Origin of the sequence: Burkholderia sp. Bp9090, assembly GCF_003857985.1 — a bacterium.
In the GTDB taxonomy this organism is placed as follows: Bacteria; Pseudomonadota; Gammaproteobacteria; order Burkholderiales; family Burkholderiaceae; genus Burkholderia.
This window is the reverse complement of record NZ_QTPV01000032.1, coordinates 28,507-47,875: the sequence shown is the minus strand read 5'-3', so window position 1 is coordinate 47,875 and position 19,369 is coordinate 28,507. Positions and strand designations below refer to the sequence as shown.

The following is a 19,369-nucleotide window of genomic DNA, read 5'->3' as shown; positions in this document are numbered from 1 at the left end:
TCCGCTTGTTTTGTGCGGTCTGCTTTTGCGGCCTGCTTTTGCCGCATGTAACGACGGCGAAGCACAGGCGGGACGCAGCGCGCAACCGGTCCACGGGCGCCACACACTACGAACTACGAACTACTCACGCCACGTCGGCTTGCGCTTCTCGAGGAACGCATCGATCCCCTCGCCGGCGTCCTCTTCCATCATGTTGCGCGCCATCACGTCGCCCGCAAAAGCGTATGCGTCGTCGAGCGGCAGTTCTCGCTGCCGGTAGAACATCTGCTTGCCGTAGCGCACCGCCGCCGGGCTCTTCGCGACTATCTCCGCGACCTTGCGCGCGACGGCCGCGTCGAGCGCATCCTCGGGCACGGCCTCGTTGACGAGCCCCCACGCGGCGGCCGTCGCCGCATCGATGAAACGCCCGGTGACGAGCATGTCGAACGCGCGCTTCGCCGACACGTTGCGGCTCAACGCAACGGCGGGCGTCGAACAGAACAGCCCGACATTGATGCCCGACACCGCGAAGCGCGCGGTGTCGGCCGCCACGGCGAGGTCGCACGCGGCGACGAGCTGGCAGCCGGCCGCCGTCGCGATGCCCTGCACGCGCGCGATCACCGGCACCGGCAGCGCGCGCATCGCGAGCATCACGCGGCTGCATTGCGCGAACAGTGTGCGGTAATAATCGAGTTCGGGCTTGCCGCGCATCTGCCGCAGGTCGTGGCCCGCGCAGAATGCCTTGCCCTGCGCGGCGAGCACGACACAGCGCACGTGCGGATCGGCGGCCAGCGAATCGAACGCGTCCTGCAGGCTCGCCAGCATCGCCTCCGACAACGCGTTGAACTGTTGCGGCCGGTTCAGCCGCAGCGTGACGACGCCGTCGTGGGCCTCGCGCAGCAGGATCGGCTCGGCTGTCTCGTGAATGGGTTCCATGATGCTCCGCTCGATGGGGTTCGATCGGACGCGAACCGGCGGCACGGGCAACACGCGTCCGGATTCGCGATCGACATGATCACGAATCGTCCTCCAGTTTGCGCGCGACGTCCAGCGAAGCGGACGAACCACCGGCGGAGCAGACGTTCGCGGGAATCGGGCGGCGCGCCACTCGCGTGCGTGGTCAGGGCCGCGTGCAGGAGCGCACATCGCGAATTTCGCCCGTCGCGCCGCCCGGAATGCAGATCGCACCGCCCTGCGCGTACCCGGCATGCTCGCCTGCGAACGTCCCGTTGCAACCGGCGACGCAGCGGTCGCGCGTTCCGGACCGCAACGTTGAACGCTCGAGCGGTATCGGGCCCGCTCCCGCCGAATATCGGCTCAGCCCGCGAGCTTCTTCAGCGCGTCAAGCACCGCATCGCCCTTGAACGGCTTCACGATCCAGCCCTTCACGCCGGCGGCCTTGCCGCGCTCCTTCATCGCCGGGCTGCTTTCGGTCGTCAGCATCACCACGTTGACCGACGTGTTCGCCAGCTCGCCGCGGATCTTCTCGACCATCGTCAGGCCATCCATGTTCGGCATGTTCACGTCGCTAATCACGAGACGCACGCCGGGTGTCGCCTTGAGCTTCGCGAGCCCGTCCTTGCCGTCCACCGCCGTCGCGACGTCGAGCCCGTGATTGCGCAGGAAACCCGCGACCTCGTCGCGCACCGTGCCCGAATCGTCGACCACCAGAATCTTTGCCATGCCGTCTTCCCCTTTCGTCGTTGCCGACTTCAACATTCAAAACAGTTCGAGTTCGCCCGCTTCGACCATCGGCCCCACGTCCTGCACGGATTCGCGGAAATCCTCCGGCGACCAGCTCAGGCTGAACACGAAACGCTGGTCGAGCCGCACCGACCGCCCCGATGCGGGGTCGGTCATCCGGTACTTGAAACAGAGCTGCGGACAGTCGCCGCCGAACGAAATGAACTTCTGCTTGTGATTGACGACGAGCGGCACCTGCACCGGATGGCGCGCAAGGGCCTCCGCGTCGCCGAGATAGCGGTTCTTGAACGCGCCCCACACGAGGTTGGTCAGCTCGCCGAGCACGCTGTTCACGTCGCGGAAATCGGGTGCCCGGCCGTCGTCGCGCGTGCCGCCGATCATGTCGAGCAGCGGCTGCTCGCTCGTCTGCAGCAGCATGTAGCCGCGGCACCATGCGCTTTCCAGCGCGATCAGGCTGAACACCTCGCCGAAGATGATCTGGTCGCGCACGATGCACGGCGTGTCGCGCTCGATCGTCATGCCCGGGAACAGGCTGTCGAGCCGCGCCTCGGTGATCTCCGCGATGCCGCGCACCAGCGCGTTCGGGTAGTCGCGGCCGAACAGGTACTCGTCGATCGCGCGCTTGAGCGGCGTCAGGTCGTCGGCGACGTAGGCCGCGCACGCGACGCGTGCGAGCGCATCGGGCAGCCCGTCGCGCGACGCGTCCCCTGCATTCGACATGCGGCGCAGGATGATCGGCAGCTCGGGGCGCAGCGCATCGATCTGCGTCGCGACGATCGCGCTTTCGTCCGGCGAGCCGCCGTAGTCCTCGGCGAGCAGGATCGCGCCGAGATCGATGTTCGAGCGCAGCACCTTCAGCAGCCGGTTGCGCCGCACGGTCAGGCCGACCAGGTTGTGCTCGTCGCAGAAGCGCTTGAGCGTCGCCGCATGCGCGCGGCTGTCGTCGAGCACGAGCACCTTGCTGACGGGTTGGTCTACGGTCATGTCGCGGAGTCCTCGCAATCGGTCAAAACAGTTCGAGCTCGCCGCCCGTGTCCACGCTCGCCGCTTCCGACACGTGGAAATCGACCGGCGCGTTCGCGCACACGCACAGCGTCGCGCCGATCCGCACGTCGCCGTCGAGCGTCACGTCGTACGCGGCCACGTGGCCGGGATTCAGCGCCTGCAGGTAGTCGATGCTCGCGCCGCTCAGCAGGTAAGGCGTCGACATCCCGAGATCGGGGAACGGCACGGTCAGCGCCTGGTTGATCGCGCCGCAGCACAGGTTCGCGACTTCCATGAACGCTTCGGGCAGCGGCCGCTGCGCGCTCGCGCCGGGCGCCGCCGCAGCGAAATGGCGGCGCGTCGGTTCGTCGTCCCGAAAACGCAGCGCGAGCAGCATCCGGAAATGCAGCGCCGAGATCGTCAGCACTGCGACGTGTTCCGCGATCTTCGGCATCGCGCGCGACTTCGTGCGGGATGGGTCATGTGACGCACCATGTGCGTCGTCGTCAGCCGGCCGGATCTCGCACGCGCCGCCGGACGCGAGCCGCGTGCGCGCCGCATCGAAGAAGATCCGCTCGAAACCGGCGCGGGCCTGCGCGCTGATCACGCCGCCGCTCCTTCGAGCCGCGCATGCAGCTGCCCCGCCAGCGTCTCGACCGTCGCGAGCGCCGCCGTGATCATCTTGCCGCCGGCCTGGATGTCCTGGAACGTCGCGGCCGTCACGAGATCGTTGCGGTTCAGGCTGTCGCGATAGCTGTTCGACAGTTGCTGCGAGCGCGCGGCAAGCCCGCGCACCTCGCTCGCGACGATCGAGAAGCCGCGTCCCGCGGCGCCCGCGCGCGCGGCCTCGATCGATGCGTTCAGCGAGACGATCGACACGTGCGCGACGATCGCCGACAGCTCCTGGTTCTTCGTGCGCATGTCCTGGTTCTGCGTGGTCAGCGAGATCATCTGCTCGTGCCAGCGCTCGAACGTGCCGGCCAGCCCGCGCAGGCGCGCGGCCTCTTCGGCGAGCTTCGCCGCGTGCTGCGACAGCGCGGCGCGCTCGGCCGCGAGCGCCTGCAGCGCGTCGCGCTGCTCGCCGGTGCCGGCCGCCTCGCGCGCCCGCGTTTCCTCGAGTTCCGTTTCGCGGCGCGTCCATGCCTGTGCGGCTTCCGCATGTGCGGCCGCGGCTTCGTCGGCCCGCGCATCGGCCGCGCCGAGCGCGGCGCGCAACGCGTCCGCTTCGCGCGTCAGCGCGGCAACGTGCCGCGCGCGTGCGATGCGCCACGCGAACGCGGCGATCGCCGCGACCACGAGGCCGCCCGCCAGCGCGGCACCGATCGGGATCATCCACGCTTGCACGATCACTCCGTTGCGTCGACGTTCACGGCGTGCACCGGCTGCCCGATTTCGCGCACCGCAGCGTTGGCCACGCCGTTGACCGCACTGTCCGCCGCGAAACGCGCCGGCAGCGACACGATCGTCTCGAACGCGCGATACGACGCGCCGATGCGATCGTCGGTAAAGCGCAGCGCGATATCGCCGCCGTCGCGCTTCAGGAAGTTGCGCACCGCGTCCATCCCGACGCCGCGCCCCGATACCTCTGTCACCGCGCGCGCGGTCGAGAAGCCCGGACGGAAGATCAGTTCGGCCACGGCTTCGTCGGTCAACCCTGCTTCGTTGTCGGCGTCGATCCAGCCGCGCTCGCGCGCGATCCCGCGAATCCGGTCGAGCGCGAGGCCACGGCCGTCGTCGGCGAGCACGAAGCGCAGGGCCTCGCCGTCGACGTCGACCGCGATGTCGATCTTGCCGGCCGGCGCCTTGCCGGCCGCGCGACGCTCGTCCGACGTTTCGATGCCGTGGTCGATCGCGTTGCGCAGCAGGTGCATGAACACGTTCGTCAGCGTCGCGCCGATCTCGCTGCGCACGCGATGGCCGTTGCTGTCGATATGCACGACGGGCGCCGGCTTGCCGAGTTCGGCCGCGAGCGACGGCAGCGATTCGATCACGCCGCCCAGCGCATCGCCGATGCCCTGCGTGCCGAACTGACTCAACAGGCGGCGCACCGAATCGCGCGCCGCGTGCCAGTCGCCCGCGTTCGCCGGATCGGCGCCGTCGAGCATGCGCAGGCTCTCGCTGATATGCGCGCGCTCGACCATCAGGTAGTCGGCGCCGCCATGCTGCGCCGCCTCGCCGTGGCGGCCGAGCGTGACCGCGTTGATCGTCGCGTAGCGGTCGACCGCCTCGCGCACGCGGGCGAGGTCGTCCATCAGCGCATCGCGGTTCCACTCGGGGCCGCCGTCGGCGCGGCGCAGCGATTCGTACGCCTGCTCCGCTTCGTGCACGATGTTGGTCAGGTGCTGCAGGCTGTACGTGCGCGCATTGCCCTTGATCGTGTGCATGTTGCGAAACAGCGCCGCGACGATCGAGTGATCCGCGCGTTCGTGCTGGCGGATCATCCGCTCGTTCTCGCTGAGGAAACCCTTCGCGCTGTGCACGAAGTCGTGGAACTTGTCCTGGCTGATCGACAGGATCTCGCCGATCATCTCGAGGCGGCGCTGCTGCTCGCCGGCCTGCGCGGTCAGCTCGCGGATCTCCGTCACGTCGCGCACGCACAGCATCAGCCGCACGACCGTGTCGGTCTCGTCGGTGATCGCCGACCAGCTCAGGTCGAGCCATTTCTCGCGGCCGTCCGGCATCCGCTTCGCGACTTCGTTGACGAGCAGGTGCTCGTTGAACGCGAAGTTCATGCTGTCCTCGCCGAGGCACGCATGCACGGCCGCGTCGACCTGCGAGCGCGCGTCGGAACCGATGCCCGAATCGTCGAACACGAGTGCCATCAGGTCGCGGCCGGCGATGTCGTTCGTTTCGAAGATGGTTTCGAGGTAAGCCGAATACTCCGCATGCACGACCCCGCCTTCGACGACGGTCAGGATCCCCTGCTGCATGTTCTGCAGCATCGCCTGGATGTCGGCCGTCTTCTGCTTCAGTTGCGCGGCGTTCTCCTGGATCTTCTCGATCATCCCGTTGAACGCGACGATCGAATGGCCGATCTCGTCCATCCGGCCCACCGGCACGCGGCGCGTGAAGTCCTGGCTCGTCGCGATCTCGCTCATCGCCGTCTGCATCCCGATCAGCGGACGCGTGATCTGGCGATACAGCACGAAGCCGAGCGCGGTCAGCAGCACGACCACCGTGCCCGCCACCCCCGCGATCGCGGTGGCCGTCGTCGCGAGCATGCCGTTCAGCGCACGGATCGCGTCGTCCTTCTGGCGGTTCTTCTCGACGCGCAGCGTGTCGACGATGCTTTCGAGTTCGTCGCGATACTGCGCGACGTTCGCGAACAGGTACGCCTGCGCCATCTCGGGCTTGCCGTCGGTCTTCATCTTCACGGTGTCGTCGATCGCGGCGAAGTAGTTCGCGGCGCTGTCCTTCGCCTGCGCGACGAGGCCTTCCTGCGCGCGACCGACCGCCGATTTCGCCTGGGCGTCGAGCGCGGCGCGCAGCGCACCCTGCTTCGCCTTCAGTTCGTCGCGCGCCTGCGCGGCGGTGTTCGCGTCGGGCGCGTACACCAGCGTCATCGTCGCGATCTGGATGTTCTTCACGTCGGCGACGAGATCCGCCGACGCGAGCGCGCTCGGCACGATTCCCTGGGTAACCTGACGCACCTCGGACGCGCTCTTGCGCGTCTGGTACACGGCGTACACGCCGATCGCGGACAACGCGAAAAACGTCAGGACGACTAGCAGCGTAATGCGATGACGGATGGTCATGAGTACAGCTCCCCGCAGCGATCCGGCTTCGATCGCGCTCTGGCCTATTGAAAGAATGTGAGCGGCGAATTATCGGGGATGGTGTATGACCGTCCGATGACTGAAAATCAATCGGCCGTTGAGGAAATCGCAATGATTAATTGCGACGGGAAAATCCTAAAGTTTTCCGCGAATGCGCCGTTAACCTTCGGCGCATCTGGGCTCTGGCCGCTTGCCGGGCAGCGCGGAATAATCGCATCCGGAAATTTATTCTTCGATTCTCGATTCGGCAATTCAATCCGGCCGAATACCGGTGAAACGTTTGCGCATTATCCGTGAATCGAATCGCTCGCGCAGTCATTCACGCTCGATAACGGAGATCATGCGCGAGCCGGACCGGCGGGCCGCATCATTGCCGCTCACGGATCGAGCGCACCACCCGACCAGCCTGCCGACGGCCGCGACCCGGTCAGCTTCAACGCGACGTCGCCCTGCGCGACCAGCCGCTCGCGATTGCGCGTGACGATGCGCCCGGCTTGCGGCGCCACCAGCACGTGCTCGCTGCCGGGCACGCCCGGCTGCGCGACGATCCGCGCGATGCGCTCGCCGGCATCGACCGTCGCGCCGAGTTCGCGCTCGTACACGAGCACGCCCGACACCGGCGCGAGCACGGTTTCCATGTGCGCGATCGGCACGGCGTCGCCATGCCAGTCGCGCACGCCGGCCGGTTCCGCGATCACGCCGCGGCCGCGCAGGAACGCAAGGATGCCGTCGGCATCGCGTTCGGCGAGCGTGTCGGACACGTCGGATTGGCCGCGCAGTTCGATCGTCGCGACGAGTCGCTCGCGCAAACCGCCGTTGCGCGCCCAGTGCGCGGCGATCGCGCCTTCGAACGCGCCGTCGTCGTCCTCGTCCCACAGGATCGCGATGTCCACGCCGAGAGCGGCCGCGAGATCGCGGCCGGCCGGCCACAGATCGCGATGCAGGTATACGTACGGCAGCGCCTCGGAATCGGTGTGCAGATCGAGCACGATGTCGGCGTCGCACGCGGCGTCGAGCACCGTGCGCTGCCACGCGGCGAACGTCGTCGCGGGCCGGTGCGCCGCAGCCGATTCGTGAAAGTGCCGGTTGAAATTGCGGTGCGTCGCGTCGTGGAAGCGGCCGAGCAGCCGCCCTTGCCGGAACTGCGCGAGCCCGAGCGGATTCGCCTGCGGCACGACCGTCACCGTGCCGCGCAGCGCGCCGCGATCGTGGGCCGCACAAAGTTGCGGCAGCAACCGGTGCAGCACGAGCATGCCGGCGATCTCGTCCGCATGCACGCCGGCCTGCAGGTGTACGCGCGGCCCGTCGCCGCCCGACAGCCGCCACGCGCGGATCGCGAGCGGCTGGCCGCCGTCGCCCGGCACCTGCCACGTCAGCGTTTCGATCATCGTCGCTCCTCCTTCCGGTTCCGGATATGCATCACGACGCCGCGCGCGTTCCCGCCGAGGCTCGCGACGAATGCCGCGATGCGCTCGCACGCGTCGGCGAGCTTCGCATCGTCGACGACGAAGCCGAAGCGCACGAAGCCCGACGCCGTTTCGCCGAACGCGCTCGCATCGAGCAGCGCGACCTGCTTTGCGCGGAACAGCCCCCACGTGAAAGCGTGCGCATCCAGCCCCGTGCCGCGCACGTCGACCATCATGAACATCCCGGCTTCCGGCAGCAGGCAGCGCAGCCCCGGCACGTCGCGCAGGCGCGCGTACGCGAGGTCACGGCGGCGCCGGTACAGCTCGCGCATGTCGGCGACGATCGCGGCCTTGTTGTCGAGCGCGGTGACGGCCGCCTGCTGGACGAAGCCGGGCAGTCCGTACAGCATGCACAGCGCGAGCCGTTCCGCATGCTCGATCAGTTCGGTCGGGCCGATCGCCCAGCCGACCCGCCAGCCCGGCATCGCATGCGATTTCGACAGGCTGCCGATCGTCACCGTGCGCTCGGCCATCCCCGGCAGCGACGCGATGCTGACCATGTCGCGCTCGAACGTCAGCTCCGCGTAGACCTCGTCGGACACGACCCACAGGTCGCGCTCGCATGCGAGCCGCGCGATCCGTTCGAGATCGGCGCGCGGCATCACGACGCCGGTCGGATTGCACGGCGTCGCGAAGAAGATCGCCTTCGTGCGCGGCGTCACGGCCGCTGCGAGCGCGTCGACGTCGAGATGAAAACCGCGAGCCGCATCGACCGGCACCGGCACGAGCGTCGCGCCCGACGCGCGCACGCTGGCTTCGTACGTGAGGTACATCGGCTCCGGCACGAGCACCTCGTCGCCGGCCTCGCACAGGCACAGCGCCATCGCGAACAGCGCGTTCTGCGCGCCGGCCGTCACGATCACGTGCTCGGCGCCGACCGCCTGCCCGCACGCCTTCGCATGCTCGCGCGCGATCGCCGCGCGCAGCTCGGCGCGCCCGCGCACTTCGCTGTAGTGCGTATCGCCGCCGCGCAGCGCGGTCACCGCGCGTTCGACGATCACGTCGGGGGTCGGGAAATCCGGATCGCCGACGCTCAGCACGATCGCCGGCTCGCCCGCCGCGACGGCAGCCTGCGCCGCGTAATGAATGTCCCAGGCGGTCGTGCGCTTGCCCTGCAGGCGCTCAACCAGCTTCGAATAGTTCATGTGTTCTCCGTCGCGCGGCGCCCGCCCGGCCGCCGCGCCATCAAGGGTTCGTTCAACGCGGCATGCGCACCGGCACACGCCGCTCGAGCCGGCCGAACGCGCGCTCGATCGCGAACGCGAGCACGACGTAGATCACCGCGATCGCCAGCAGCGGCTCGTAGGTCCGCAAGGTCTGCGCGCGGATGTAGTTCGCGGCGCCGAGCACGTCCATCACCGCGACCGTCGACGCGAGCGCGGTCGATTTCAGCAGCATCACCGTTTCGCCCGCGAGCGTCGGCAGCAGGATCTGGATCGCGCGCGGCAGCCACACGCGCCGCGCGATCATCGACGGGCGCATCCCCATCGCGCGCGCGGCCTCGATCTCGCCCTTCGGCACACCGCGCAGCCCGGCGCGCAGCACTTCGCCGACGTACGCGCCGACGCTGATCACCAGCGCGAACGCGACATACCAGAAGCCGTCGCGCAGGAACGGCCACAGCACGCTGTCGCGCAGCGCGGGCCAGCCGGCGAACAGCGAGCCGACGCCATAGTAGATCAGGTAGATCTGCACGAGCAGCGGCGTGCCGCGGATCACTTCGGTGAACGCCTTGCTCACGCGCGCGACGACTGCATTGCCCGACAGCCGCGCGAACGCGACGGCGATCGCGAGCCCGAAGCCGAATACGGCCGACACGACGAGCAGCTTGACGGTGGTCAGCACGCCGAGCAGCAGCAGCGACCCGTAGGAAGACAGTACGCTCAGATCCATGACATTGATCCGGTTCGGTCGAAAGATGCGTGGAAAGGCGGGACGTGGGTCACGATGCGGGCATCCAGCGGCCGAAGCGCCGCTCGATCTCGCGAAACAGCATGCCCGACAGCGACGTGATCGCGAAATACACGGCCGCGACCATCAGGTAGTAGTGCAGGTACTCGCGCGTCGAACCGGCCGCCTGCTTCGCGGTGTAGAGCAGCTCGCTGTAGCCGACCACGCTGATCAGCGCGCTGTCCTTCACGAGGATCAGCCACAGGTTCGTGAAGCCGGCCAGTGCATACGGTGCCATCGCGGGCAGCGTCACGCGGCGGAACACGAGCGCCGGCGGCGCGCCGAACGCGCGCGCGGCTTCGATCTGCCCGTACGGGATCGCGAGGATCGCACCGCGGATGATCTCGGCCGCATACGCGCCCTGCACGATGCCGAGCACGATCACCGCGGCCGCGAAGCCGTTGACCGCGACCGGCCCGACGCCGATCGCCGTCATCAGCAGGTTGATCGCGTCGGTGCCCGCGTAGTAGAGCAGCAGGATCAGCAGCAGCTCGGGCACCGCGCGGCACAGCGTCGTGTAGCCCTGCGCGAGCCGCTCGAACGCGCGCACGCCGGACAGCTTCGCGACCGCGCCCAGGAGCCCGAGCACGATGCCGACGACGAACGCGCCGAGCGAAATCTCGAGCGTCACGCCCGCGCCCTGCAGCAGCGCGACGCCCCAGCCGTCCGGGTCCATGCCCAGGTAGCTCACCCATCCCCAACCGTCCATGCCGCCTCCTCCGTCCGTGCGTGGCGCCCGTCGGCGCGAAATCGTGCGATCAGTGCGGCCAGAGGTCGATCGGGAAATACTTCTTCGCGATCTGCGCGTACTTGCCCGACGCATGCAGCTGCTCGAGCGCCTGGTCCATCTGCTGCTTGAGCGGCGCATCGGCCTTGCGCATCCCCGCGCCGACGCCGTAGCCGAAGATCGCCGGATCCATCTTCACGCTGCCGGGCCCTTTCAGCTCGAACGTCGCACCGTCCTTCGACTTCAGGAAATCGAGAATGCCGAGCTGGTCGAGATACATCGTGTCGATGCGGCCCGCGACGAGGTCCGAGTTGCAATCGTCCTGCGTGTTGTAGAGCCGCACTGTCGCGGTCTTGCCGTACGCCATCTTGATGAACTCGGCGTTCGCGGTCGAACCCTGCACGCCGATCACCTTGCCCTTCAGGCCGTCCGGCGTCAGCGTGAGCTTCTGGTTCTTCGCGCCGACGAAGGTGCCCGGCGTCTCGTAGTACGGCCGCGAGAACGCAATCACCTTCTGGCGTTCCGGCGTGATCGACATCGAGTTGAAGATCACGTCGATCTTGTCGCTGAGCAGCGCCGGGATGATGCCGTCCCACGCGACTTCCTTGATCTCGCACTTCGCCTTCATCTGCTCGCACACCGCGCGGATCAGGTCGGCCTCGAAGCCGCTCCACTGCCCGGTCGGGCTCTTCATCAGGAACGGCGGATACGGCTCGGCGGCGACGCCGAAGCGCAGCACGCCCGGCGACGCATGCGCGGAACCGAACGGCGCAAGCGCCGCGAGAACGAGACTCAACAGGCACAGCAGACTGCGAACGACACGCTTCATGGTCGGACTCCTGGCTGGAAAGATACGAAATCGGTACGGCCGGTATCGGTGTGGCCGGCATCGGTGCGGCCGGCCGCGCAGGCAGGCACGCGCGGGCCGTGCCATCGGTTCAGTGACGTTGCCGGTGCGCGTTGACGAACTGGCGGCAGCGTTCGCTCTGCGGCGCATCGAAGATCTCGGCCGGCGCGCCGCTCTCCTCGACGCGTCCCTCGTGCAGGAACAGCACCTTGTTCGACACGTCGCGCGCGAATGCCATCTCGTGCGTGACGAGGATCATCGTGCGGCCTTCGCACGCGAGATCGCGGATCACCTTCAGCACTTCGCCGACGCGTTCGGGATCGAGCGCGGAAGTCGGCTCGTCGAACAGCATCACTTTCGGCCGCATCGCGAGCGCGCGCGCGATCGCGACACGCTGCTGCTGGCCGCCGGACAGGAACGCCGGATAGACGTCGCGCTTGTCGGCGAGGCCGACGCGTTCGAGCAGCTGCTCGGCGCGCGCGAGCGCTTCGGCGCGCGGTTCGCGCAGCACGTGCACGGGCATCTCGATCACGTTCTCGAGCACCGTGCGGTGCGCCCACAGATTGAAGCTCTGGAACACCATGCCGAGCCGCGTGCGAATGCGTTCGACCTGGCGCGGATCGGTCGGCACGGTGCGTCCCTTGCGGTCGAGCTTCAGCCCGATCTCCTCGCCATCGACGACGATGCGCCCGCGGGTCGGCGTCTCGAGCAGGTTGATGCAGCGAAGCAGCGTGCTCTTGCCCGAGCCGCTCGCGCCGATCAGCGAGATCACTTCGCCTTCGCGCGCGCTCAGCGACACGCCCTTCAACACCTCCAGCTCGCCGAACCGCTTGTGCAGGTCCGTCACCTGCACGCGCTCCTCGACCGCCGTCTTCACGCTCTCCGCCCGCGCCAACATGCTGTCTCCTGTGTCGAATTCTCACGCCCGTCCCGCGCGGGATCGCGGCGTCTTGTTGAATGGCCGACCAACCTCATGTGGAGTCGAGTATAGGCTCTGTTGAACAAGGGTTCAACAGATTTCAATAATCCGGAAGCAAGGGTTTTCGCGGGTTCCATCGCTGTAATTGAACAAGCGTCCGACACTCCCCTATAATCGGTGCCATGACGATTCCGTAAGGTCACCCCGTGAAAAAGACTTCTGGCAGCGCACCGGTTCAGACCCGCAGCCGCGGCATCCGAGAAACACCCGCGGTGCGGCAGCAATCGATCATCGACGCGACGATGCGCTGCATCGCGCGCTATAGCTATTCGGAAACCACGATCGACCGCATCTGCGCGGAAGCGAAGGTGTCGCGCGGGCTGATCAACCATCACTTCCAGTCGAAAGACGAGCTGATGGCGCAGACCTACAAGCGGCTCGCGGCCGACCTGCTCGACGTGTCGCGCGCGGCCGCCGCGAACGCGACGGGCCCCGAGGACAAGCTCGACGCGATCATCAAGGTGTGTTTCGCCGCGCCGGTGTTCGCGCCGAAGAACGTGAAGGTCTGGCTCGGCTTCTGGAGCGTCGCGCACAGCGATCCGGTGATCCGCAAGGCGCACAAGGAGCTGTATGCCGGCTACCGGCAGGCGTTGAAGAAGCTGTTCGACCAGATCGCGGAAGTGCGCGGCGGCACCGTCGACAGCGAGCTCGCCGCGCTGACGGTGACAGCGGTGATCGACGGCTTCTGGCTCGAACTCGCGCGCGACCCCACGTCGTTCACCGCGGAAGACGCGCTGACGAGCTGCCTGCGCGTCGTCGATTCGTTCCTGCCGCCGCCGAAGACGGCGCGCAAGCGCGCGTAACGCACGCAACGCGCCTCGCCGGCAAGCCGGCGCACTCGCGCCGCAACCGGCACGACGGCCTCGCATCGCGAGGCCGTTCGCATTTTCAGGCCGCGCGAATCTCGATCAGGTACGGCGCGTCGTGCGCGGCCGCTTCGCCGAGCGCACCGGCCAGCGACGCACCCTCTTCGACGCGCTGCGCGCCCCATCCATACGCGCGCGCGAGCGCGACGAAATCGGGCGTATGCAGATCCACGCCGACCGGCTCGACGCCGCCGTCGACCATCGCACGCTTGATCTCTCCGTAACCGCCATTGTTCAGCAGTACGACAATCACGCGCGCGCGATGCTGCACCGCCGTGCCGAGTTCGGCGAGCGTGTACTGGAACCCGCCGTCGCCGGCGAGGCAGACCACCGGCCGCGACGCATCGCCGAGGCTCGCGCCGACCGCGGCCGGCAGCCCGTAGCCCAGCGAGCCGAAGCCGACCGACGCGTTGAACCAGCTGCGCGGACGCGACGCCGCGAAGCCGACGTTGCCCGCATAGACGATCCGCGTCGAATCGCCGACGAGCGCCGCATCGGGCAGCGCGTCGCGCACGCTGTCGAGCAGCGCGAGATCGCGCCGCATTTCGTCGTTGAGTTCCTGCCGCGCGGCCGCACGGCACACCGCCGCCCGCTCGACGCCGTCACCGCCGTCGCTGCGCGCCCGCCCGTCGGCCGGCCACACGCGCCGCAGCGCACGCAGGGTTTCGCCGACGTCGCCGAGCAGCGGCAGCGCGGGCACCGCGTTGCGGCACAGCTGCTGCGGATCGATGTCGATCCGCACGAGCGGCGCGGGCATCGAGAAGCTGCGCGTCGCATACAGGTCGTAATCGGTCGGGCCGAGCTCGGTGCCGAGCGCGACGATCAGGTCGCTGTCGCGCATCAGCGCGCGCACCGCGTCGCTCGACGCCGACCACGACACGCCGAGCGGATGCGCGCTCGGCAACACGCCGCGCCCGTTGATCGTCATCACGACCGGCGCGTCGAGCGTCTCCGCGAGCCAGCGCACGTCGGCGGCCGCGTCGAGCGCGCCGCCGCCCGCGAGAATCAGCGGCGCGCGCGCGGCGACAGCCTTCGCACGCAATGCGTCGATCCCGTCGGCCGATGCGGGGCCGGGCGCGATGCGCGGCGGCACGGCCGGCACCGGCGGCAATGCATCGGCCGGCGCCGCGAGCACGTCGAGCGGAATCTGCAGATGCACGGGACGCGGCCGGCCGCCCGAGAACACCGCGAACGCGCGTGCGATCGCCTGCGGCAGCGCGTCGGCGCGCGGCACCGTGTAGCTGAACGCGGCGATGTTCTGCGCGAACGCATGCTGGTCCGGCAGTTCGTGCAGATGGCCGTTGCCGGAGCCGATGTCGCCGGACGCGTTGACGCTCGAAATCACCAGCATCGGAATCGAATCCGCATACGCCTGCGCCATCGACGTCGCGATGTTCGTCATCCCTGGGCCGGTGATCACGAAACACACGCCGGGCTTGCCGGTCGCGCGCGCATAGCCGTCCGCCATGAAGCCGAGGCCCTGCTCGTGGCGCGCACTCACGTGGCGCAGCGCGCTGCCGGCGAGCCCGCGGTACAGCTCGATCGTATGCACGCCGGGAATGCCGAACACCGTGTCGACGCCGTAGGCGGCGAGAAGGTCGACCAGGTACATGCCTACTGTTTTCATGTGATTTCCATCGTTCAGGGTAAGGAGGTGGATCGCGCGCGGCCCCGTGAGGCCGTCAATGCGCGAGCCCCGGCAACAGTTCGCGCACGCCCTGCGCGAGCATCTGGAACGCGATCGCGGTCAGCACGATGCCCGACAGCCGCTCGACCAGCGTCCTGCCGATCTCGCCGAGCCGCCGGCACCACGACGCCGAGCACGCATACGTGAGCCCGATCACGCCCGCGTGCAGCACGCACGCCGCGCTCAGCGCCAGCAGGTCGGCCGGCGTATGAAAGCGCGTCGCGGTCGTGATCACGAGCGACATCACCGCGCTGCCGATCGACAGCGGGAAGATCAGCGGCACCGCGATGTAGCTGCGCCATTGCGCATATTCGAGCCGCGTGTCGCCGCCGCTGCGCTCGTCGTTCGCCGTGCCGCGCATCATCGGGATCGACCACAGGCACAGCACGAGGCCGCCCGTCAGCGTCAGCGCACCGAGCGTGAGGCCGAGCATGCGCAGCAGGAACTGGCCGCCCCACACCGCGCCGATCATCAGCGCCGCGATCCACGCGAACAGCCTGAACGCGATCTGCCGCTGTGTCACGTCGGGAAAATGCCCGGTGACGGCCGCATACATCGGGATCGCGACGGGCGGACAGAACAGCGTCAGGAGCCCGGTCAGGAACAGCAGCACGTCGCTCGACGTCAGGGTCATCGCTCGAACTCACATGCGGTCGGGTAGAAAAGCGGCGCGACGGCAACGCGGCCGGTCGTGGTCAATCCTGCGCGGTTTCCTGCGGCGCGCGTTCGCGCCGCCGCATGTCGCCGTCGAAATCGTCGAGCGTCGGAAACGCCATCGGTTCGTGCCGGTCGAGTTCTGCGAGATAGGCGTCGTAGCGTTCCAGCACGGCCGCGCGCTCCGCGTCGCCGATGTACGGCACGTGATAGCCGACGAACGACGGCAGCACGTCGAAGCCCGCGTAGCCGAGCGTGCCGCGCAACACGTGGCGCAGCATCAGGTCCATTTCGCCGTGCACGCCGTCTGCACCGAACATGTAGTCGCGGCCGCCGCACGTATAGGCGAGCAGCGCGCGCTTGCCGCGCATCCCGCCGCGATCGTAGAAGCGCACGCCGCCGTACACCTTGCCCGACACGAGCACGCGGTCGATCCAGCCTTTCATGATCGCCGGCACCGAGCACCAGAACAGCGGAAAGCTCAGGATCAGCAGGTCGCACGCCGTTAGCTTGTCGAGTTCCGCGGCAATGTCGGGCGCGATCGCGTGCGCGGCGACGTTCTCGCGCTGCTCCAGCGCGTAGACGAGATAGTCGGGGTTCTTGCGCACGCCGAAATCGGCCGCGCTCGCGACCGGATTCCACTGCATCGCGTACAGGTCGGACACCGTCACGGTATGCCCCTGCGCTTCGAGCGTGCTCACCGCGCGGTGCAGCATCGACGTCGTGAACGACTGAGGTTCGGGATGGGCGTGAACGATCAGGACTTTCATGGTGCGAGTTTTCTCCGCGACGTAACGTTGAACTGCTGGATTCAGACGGATCCGGCCGCACGCTTGCGCAGCAGCGACAGGCCGATCGCGACGCAGGTCGCGACGAGCAAAAGCGTGGATACCGACGCGATCGCCGGATCGACGTTCTCGCGCATCCCGTCCCACATGCGGCGCGGCAGCGTATAGACGTTCCGGCTCGAGATGAACAGCGTGACGACGAGCTCGTCCCACGACAGGATGAACGCGAACACCGCGGCCGACAGCACGCCCGGCCGGATCGACGGCAGGATCACGTAGCGCAGCGTCTGCGCGACGTTCGCACCGAGGCTGCGCGATGCCTGCTCGATGCGCAGCCCGACGGTCGCGAGCGATGCCGAAACCGCCACCACGACGTAAGGCACCGACAGCACGACGTGCGACAGGATCGCGGCGGGATAGCTGTCGAGCATCCCGAGTTCGCCCCACAGCCGGTAGAACGCGAGCGCCGACACGATCGGCGGCACGATCAGCGGGAACAGGATCACGCCGCGCACGAACTCGCCGCGCCGCGACGCGACTTTCCACAGCCCGATCGCGCACAGCGTGCCGAGCGCGACCGAGATCGCCGACGACACCAGCGCGATCAGCCCGCTTTGCAGAAAGCTCGACACCCAGCCGTCGTCGTCGAGCAGCACGCGGTAGTGCCGCAGCGACAGCGCGCCGTCCGGCATCGACAGGTAGTCGCTCGGCGTCAGCGAGACGGGCACCGACACGAGCAGCGGCAGCATCAGGAACAGGATCGCGGCCCACGCGATACCGACCACGAGCGCGCGTCCTGCGGTCATTCGGGTGTTCATCGGAACCTCCTCCGTTCGGGTCAGCGCGCGCCGAACAGCTCGCGCAGGTCGACGAAACGCGCGAGCAGCGCGAGCGCGGCCAGGATCGACGTCAGCAGCAGCGACGCGAGCGCCGCCCCGCTGCCCCAGTTCACGAGCTGCAGGATCTGCGTGCTGATGTATTCGGCGATCATCACGGTGCGGCCGCCGCCGAGTATCACCGGCGTCACGTAGAAGCCGAGCGAGAAGATGAACACGAGGATCGCCGCGCCGACGATGCCCGGCCGCGTCTGCGGGAAATACACCTTGCGGAACGTGACGAACGCGCCCGCGCCGAGCCCCTGCGAGGCACGCGCGAGCTGCGGATCGATGCCCTTCATGTTCGCGTATAGCGGCAGCACCGCGTACGGAATCATGAAGTGGATCATCCCGATCACGACGCCGACCTCGTTGCGCATCAGCGGCAGCGGCGCGTCGATCAGCCCGATGCGCAGCAGCAGCGTGTTGACGAGCCCCTGCTCGCCGAGCAGGAACAGCCACGAGAACGCGCGCACCAGCACCGACGCCCAGAACGGCACGAGCAGCCCGAACATCAGCGCCATCCGTTGCCGCGGGCCGACGTGCGCCATCGCATACGCAATCGCATAGCCGAGCGCGACCGAACACACGGTCGTGACCGCGCACACGCGCAGCGTGGTCCACAGCACGCGATGCACGCCGTGATTGCCGAGCAGCCGCGCATAGTTGTGCAGGCCCGGCTCCGGCACCGTGAAGCCGAGCCACAGCACACGCACGAGCGGATACACGTACAGCACGATCAGCACCGCGAGCAGCGGCACGACGAGCAGCCAGTAACGATCGGCCTTCGCGCGGCCGAGCGGCACCGCGCCCGCGACGGGAGTAGACAGGGTATTCATGGCGTCACGCTCGCGAGGCGGCTCAGGACGACATCAGGTCGGTGTACTGCGCGAGCGTCGCTTCGTAGTGCTGCGCCCACCACTCGGGATTCACCTTGCACTGCTTTGCCCAGTTCTCCGGCGTGCCCGGGTTGTCGGCGCGTAGCGCCTGCGGCACCGCGGCGGTCGCGGCCGGCGTCACCGGCCCGTTGCCGAGCAGCGACAGCAGGCGCACCTGCGGCTCGACGCCCTGTACGAACTTGATGAACTGCCAGACGGCATCGCCCGACGGATTGTTCTTCGGCACGCCCCACACGTCGCACGACGCGAGCCCCTGCTCCCACGTATAGCGGAACCGGCCATTGCTCTCGCGCTGGATCACGTTCGCGCGCGTATGCCAGATGCACGCCATGCTGACTTCGCCGTTGCGCAGCAACTGCAGGCTGTCCGCGCCCGAATCCCACAGCAGCACGTTCGAGCGCAGTTCCTTCAGCTTTTTCAGCGCGCGCGGCACGTCGATCGGATAGACCTTGTCCTTGTCGACGCCGTCGGCCATCAGCGCGGCTTCGAGCGCGCCGCCCATCCATTTCCACAGCCCGCGCTTGCCCGGAAACTTGCCGACGTTCCAGAAATCGGCCCAGTTCTTCGGCGGATTCGCGCCGAACTTGCGCGCGTCGTAGACGAGCACGTAACTCAGCAGGTACGACGGCACGCCGAAGTCCGATGCGAGCCCCGGCAGCGTGTTGCGGCCGACGACCGAATAGTCGATCGGCCGCAGGAAGCCCTGCTTGCCGAGCTTGATCGCCGCGAAGCCGTCGAGATCCATCACGTCCCAGATCACGTTCCGGTTCTCGACCATCGCCTTGATCTTGCCGTCCTCCGGCGACGAGTCGTAGCCCATCCGGATGCCGCTCGCCTTCGTGAACGGGTCCATGTACGCGGAGCGGAACGCCGAACGCGCTTCGCCGCCCCATGCGCTGAGCACGATTTCCTTCGGGTTCGACGCGAGTGCGTCCTTCGCGCCGAGCGACAGCAGCGTCGGCGCGATGCCGGCCGCCGCGCACAACCGCAGAAAATCGCGGCGGCGCTGCGACGTCGCCGGTTGAAGTTCGCGTGCTTGGTCGAGCAGGTCCTGCAGATGGCGGTTCGTCATGGTGTCTCCTCCAGGCTGGTCAGCGCCCGCACGCGTCTCGTCGTTTTCGGGCATCGGTGAATCAGTGAATCCGTCAGTCGGTGAGTCGGCGGCGACGGCGGCTCGTGCCGCTTCGC

Annotated in this window: 20 protein-coding genes; 2 read left to right on the top strand and 18 right to left on the bottom strand. The window is 68.1% G+C overall.

Annotated elements, in window-relative coordinates; translation table 11 throughout:
- Nucleotides 1–120: 120 nt before the first annotated feature.
- The 6 genes from DIE16_RS25175 to DIE16_RS25150 all read right to left on the bottom strand — a co-directional run bounded on the left by DIE16_RS25175 (nucleotide 121) and on the right by DIE16_RS25150 (nucleotide 6,422).
- Complete coding sequence (locus DIE16_RS25175; protein WP_124667701.1) at nucleotides 121–915, bottom strand: enoyl-CoA hydratase; 795 nt, start codon at nucleotides 913–915, stop codon at nucleotides 121–123.
- A 381-nt stretch (nucleotides 916–1,296) separates the two neighbouring features.
- Complete coding sequence (locus tag DIE16_RS25170) at nucleotides 1,297–1,662, bottom strand: response regulator (RefSeq protein ID WP_006765703.1); 366 nt, start codon at nucleotides 1,660–1,662, stop codon at nucleotides 1,297–1,299.
- 36 nt (nucleotides 1,663–1,698) lie between these two features.
- Complete coding sequence (locus DIE16_RS25165; protein ID WP_044843940.1) at nucleotides 1,699–2,667, bottom strand: chemotaxis protein CheX; 969 nt, start codon at nucleotides 2,665–2,667, stop codon at nucleotides 1,699–1,701.
- A gap of 22 nt (nucleotides 2,668–2,689) precedes the next feature.
- The gene (locus tag DIE16_RS25160) at nucleotides 2,690–3,274 is read right to left on the bottom strand and encodes a hypothetical protein (RefSeq protein WP_124893624.1); all 585 of its coding nucleotides are present in this window, start codon (nucleotides 3,272–3,274) and stop codon (nucleotides 2,690–2,692) included.
- The gene (locus DIE16_RS25155; protein WP_124488850.1) at nucleotides 3,271–4,011 is read right to left on the bottom strand and encodes a methyl-accepting chemotaxis protein; all 741 of its coding nucleotides are present in this window, start codon (nucleotides 4,009–4,011) and stop codon (nucleotides 3,271–3,273) included. The genes DIE16_RS25160 and DIE16_RS25155 overlap by 4 nt, the downstream gene beginning before the upstream one ends.
- Before the next feature lie 2 nt (nucleotides 4,012–4,013).
- On the bottom strand, nucleotides 4,014–6,422 hold the full coding sequence (locus DIE16_RS25150) for an ATP-binding protein (protein ID WP_124893623.1): 2,409 nt from the start codon (nucleotides 6,420–6,422) through the stop codon (nucleotides 4,014–4,016).
- Nucleotides 6,423–6,518: 96 nt separating this feature from the next.
- Between DIE16_RS25150 and DIE16_RS25145 the strand changes: the two genes are divergently transcribed.
- The gene (locus tag DIE16_RS25145; RefSeq protein WP_124893622.1) at nucleotides 6,519–6,740 is read left to right on the top strand and encodes a hypothetical protein; all 222 of its coding nucleotides are present in this window, start codon (nucleotides 6,519–6,521) and stop codon (nucleotides 6,738–6,740) included.
- 80 nt (nucleotides 6,741–6,820) lie between these two features.
- On the opposite strand, the gene DIE16_RS25140 is transcribed toward DIE16_RS25145, so the two are convergent.
- The 6 genes from DIE16_RS25140 to DIE16_RS25115 all read right to left on the bottom strand — a co-directional run bounded on the left by DIE16_RS25140 (nucleotide 6,821) and on the right by DIE16_RS25115 (nucleotide 12,310).
- The gene (locus DIE16_RS25140) at nucleotides 6,821–7,831 is read right to left on the bottom strand and encodes a succinylglutamate desuccinylase/aspartoacylase family protein (protein WP_124893621.1); all 1,011 of its coding nucleotides are present in this window, start codon (nucleotides 7,829–7,831) and stop codon (nucleotides 6,821–6,823) included.
- The gene (locus tag DIE16_RS25135; RefSeq protein ID WP_124893620.1) at nucleotides 7,828–9,054 is read right to left on the bottom strand and encodes a pyridoxal phosphate-dependent aminotransferase; all 1,227 of its coding nucleotides are present in this window, start codon (nucleotides 9,052–9,054) and stop codon (nucleotides 7,828–7,830) included. The genes DIE16_RS25140 and DIE16_RS25135 overlap by 4 nt, the downstream gene beginning before the upstream one ends.
- A gap of 52 nt (nucleotides 9,055–9,106) precedes the next feature.
- A complete protein-coding gene (locus DIE16_RS25130) occupies nucleotides 9,107–9,802 on the bottom strand; it encodes an ABC transporter permease (protein ID WP_044843935.1) in 696 nt (231 codons plus the stop codon).
- Nucleotides 9,803–9,851: 49 nt separating this feature from the next.
- Nucleotides 9,852–10,568 carry an ABC transporter permease gene (locus DIE16_RS25125; RefSeq protein ID WP_044843934.1) on the bottom strand — a complete coding sequence of 239 codons (717 nt, stop codon included), beginning with the start codon at nucleotides 10,566–10,568 and terminating at the stop codon, nucleotides 9,852–9,854.
- Between the two features lie 49 nt (nucleotides 10,569–10,617).
- Nucleotides 10,618–11,415 (bottom strand): transporter substrate-binding domain-containing protein, encoded by a 798-nt coding sequence (locus DIE16_RS25120; RefSeq protein ID WP_124488854.1) that lies wholly within the window; start codon nucleotides 11,413–11,415, stop codon nucleotides 10,618–10,620.
- 109 nt (nucleotides 11,416–11,524) lie between these two features.
- Nucleotides 11,525–12,310, bottom strand: a complete 786-nt coding sequence (locus DIE16_RS25115) for an ABC transporter ATP-binding protein (protein WP_409364467.1) — start codon at nucleotides 12,308–12,310, stop codon at nucleotides 11,525–11,527.
- A 248-nt stretch (nucleotides 12,311–12,558) separates the two neighbouring features.
- On the opposite strand from DIE16_RS25115, the gene DIE16_RS25110 reads away from it, so the two are divergent.
- Complete coding sequence (locus tag DIE16_RS25110) at nucleotides 12,559–13,215, top strand: TetR family transcriptional regulator C-terminal domain-containing protein (RefSeq protein ID WP_260426299.1); 657 nt, start codon at nucleotides 12,559–12,561, stop codon at nucleotides 13,213–13,215.
- 85 nt (nucleotides 13,216–13,300) lie between these two features.
- Here the strand turns inward: DIE16_RS25110 and DIE16_RS25105 are convergent, their stop codons facing one another.
- The 6 genes from DIE16_RS25105 to DIE16_RS25080 form a co-directional block, all read right to left on the bottom strand.
- Entirely contained in the window at nucleotides 13,301–14,905 is a 1,605-nt protein-coding gene (locus tag DIE16_RS25105; RefSeq protein ID WP_124893618.1) for a 5-guanidino-2-oxopentanoate decarboxylase, read from the bottom strand.
- Nucleotides 14,906–14,960: 55 nt separating this feature from the next.
- Nucleotides 14,961–15,599 carry a MarC family protein gene (locus DIE16_RS25100; protein ID WP_124523801.1) on the bottom strand — a complete coding sequence of 213 codons (639 nt, stop codon included), beginning with the start codon at nucleotides 15,597–15,599 and terminating at the stop codon, nucleotides 14,961–14,963.
- A 61-nt stretch (nucleotides 15,600–15,660) separates the two neighbouring features.
- Complete coding sequence (locus tag DIE16_RS25095) at nucleotides 15,661–16,389, bottom strand: NAD(P)H-dependent oxidoreductase (RefSeq protein ID WP_124893617.1); 729 nt, start codon at nucleotides 16,387–16,389, stop codon at nucleotides 15,661–15,663.
- A gap of 41 nt (nucleotides 16,390–16,430) precedes the next feature.
- A complete protein-coding gene (locus DIE16_RS25090; protein WP_124488859.1) occupies nucleotides 16,431–17,225 on the bottom strand; it encodes an ABC transporter permease in 795 nt (264 codons plus the stop codon).
- 20 nt (nucleotides 17,226–17,245) lie between these two features.
- Nucleotides 17,246–18,121 (bottom strand): ABC transporter permease, encoded by an 876-nt coding sequence (locus DIE16_RS25085; protein ID WP_124893616.1) that lies wholly within the window; start codon nucleotides 18,119–18,121, stop codon nucleotides 17,246–17,248.
- A gap of 22 nt (nucleotides 18,122–18,143) precedes the next feature.
- The gene (locus tag DIE16_RS25080) at nucleotides 18,144–19,253 is read right to left on the bottom strand and encodes an ABC transporter substrate-binding protein (RefSeq protein ID WP_044843926.1); all 1,110 of its coding nucleotides are present in this window, start codon (nucleotides 19,251–19,253) and stop codon (nucleotides 18,144–18,146) included.
- Nucleotides 19,254–19,369 lie beyond the last annotated feature (116 nt).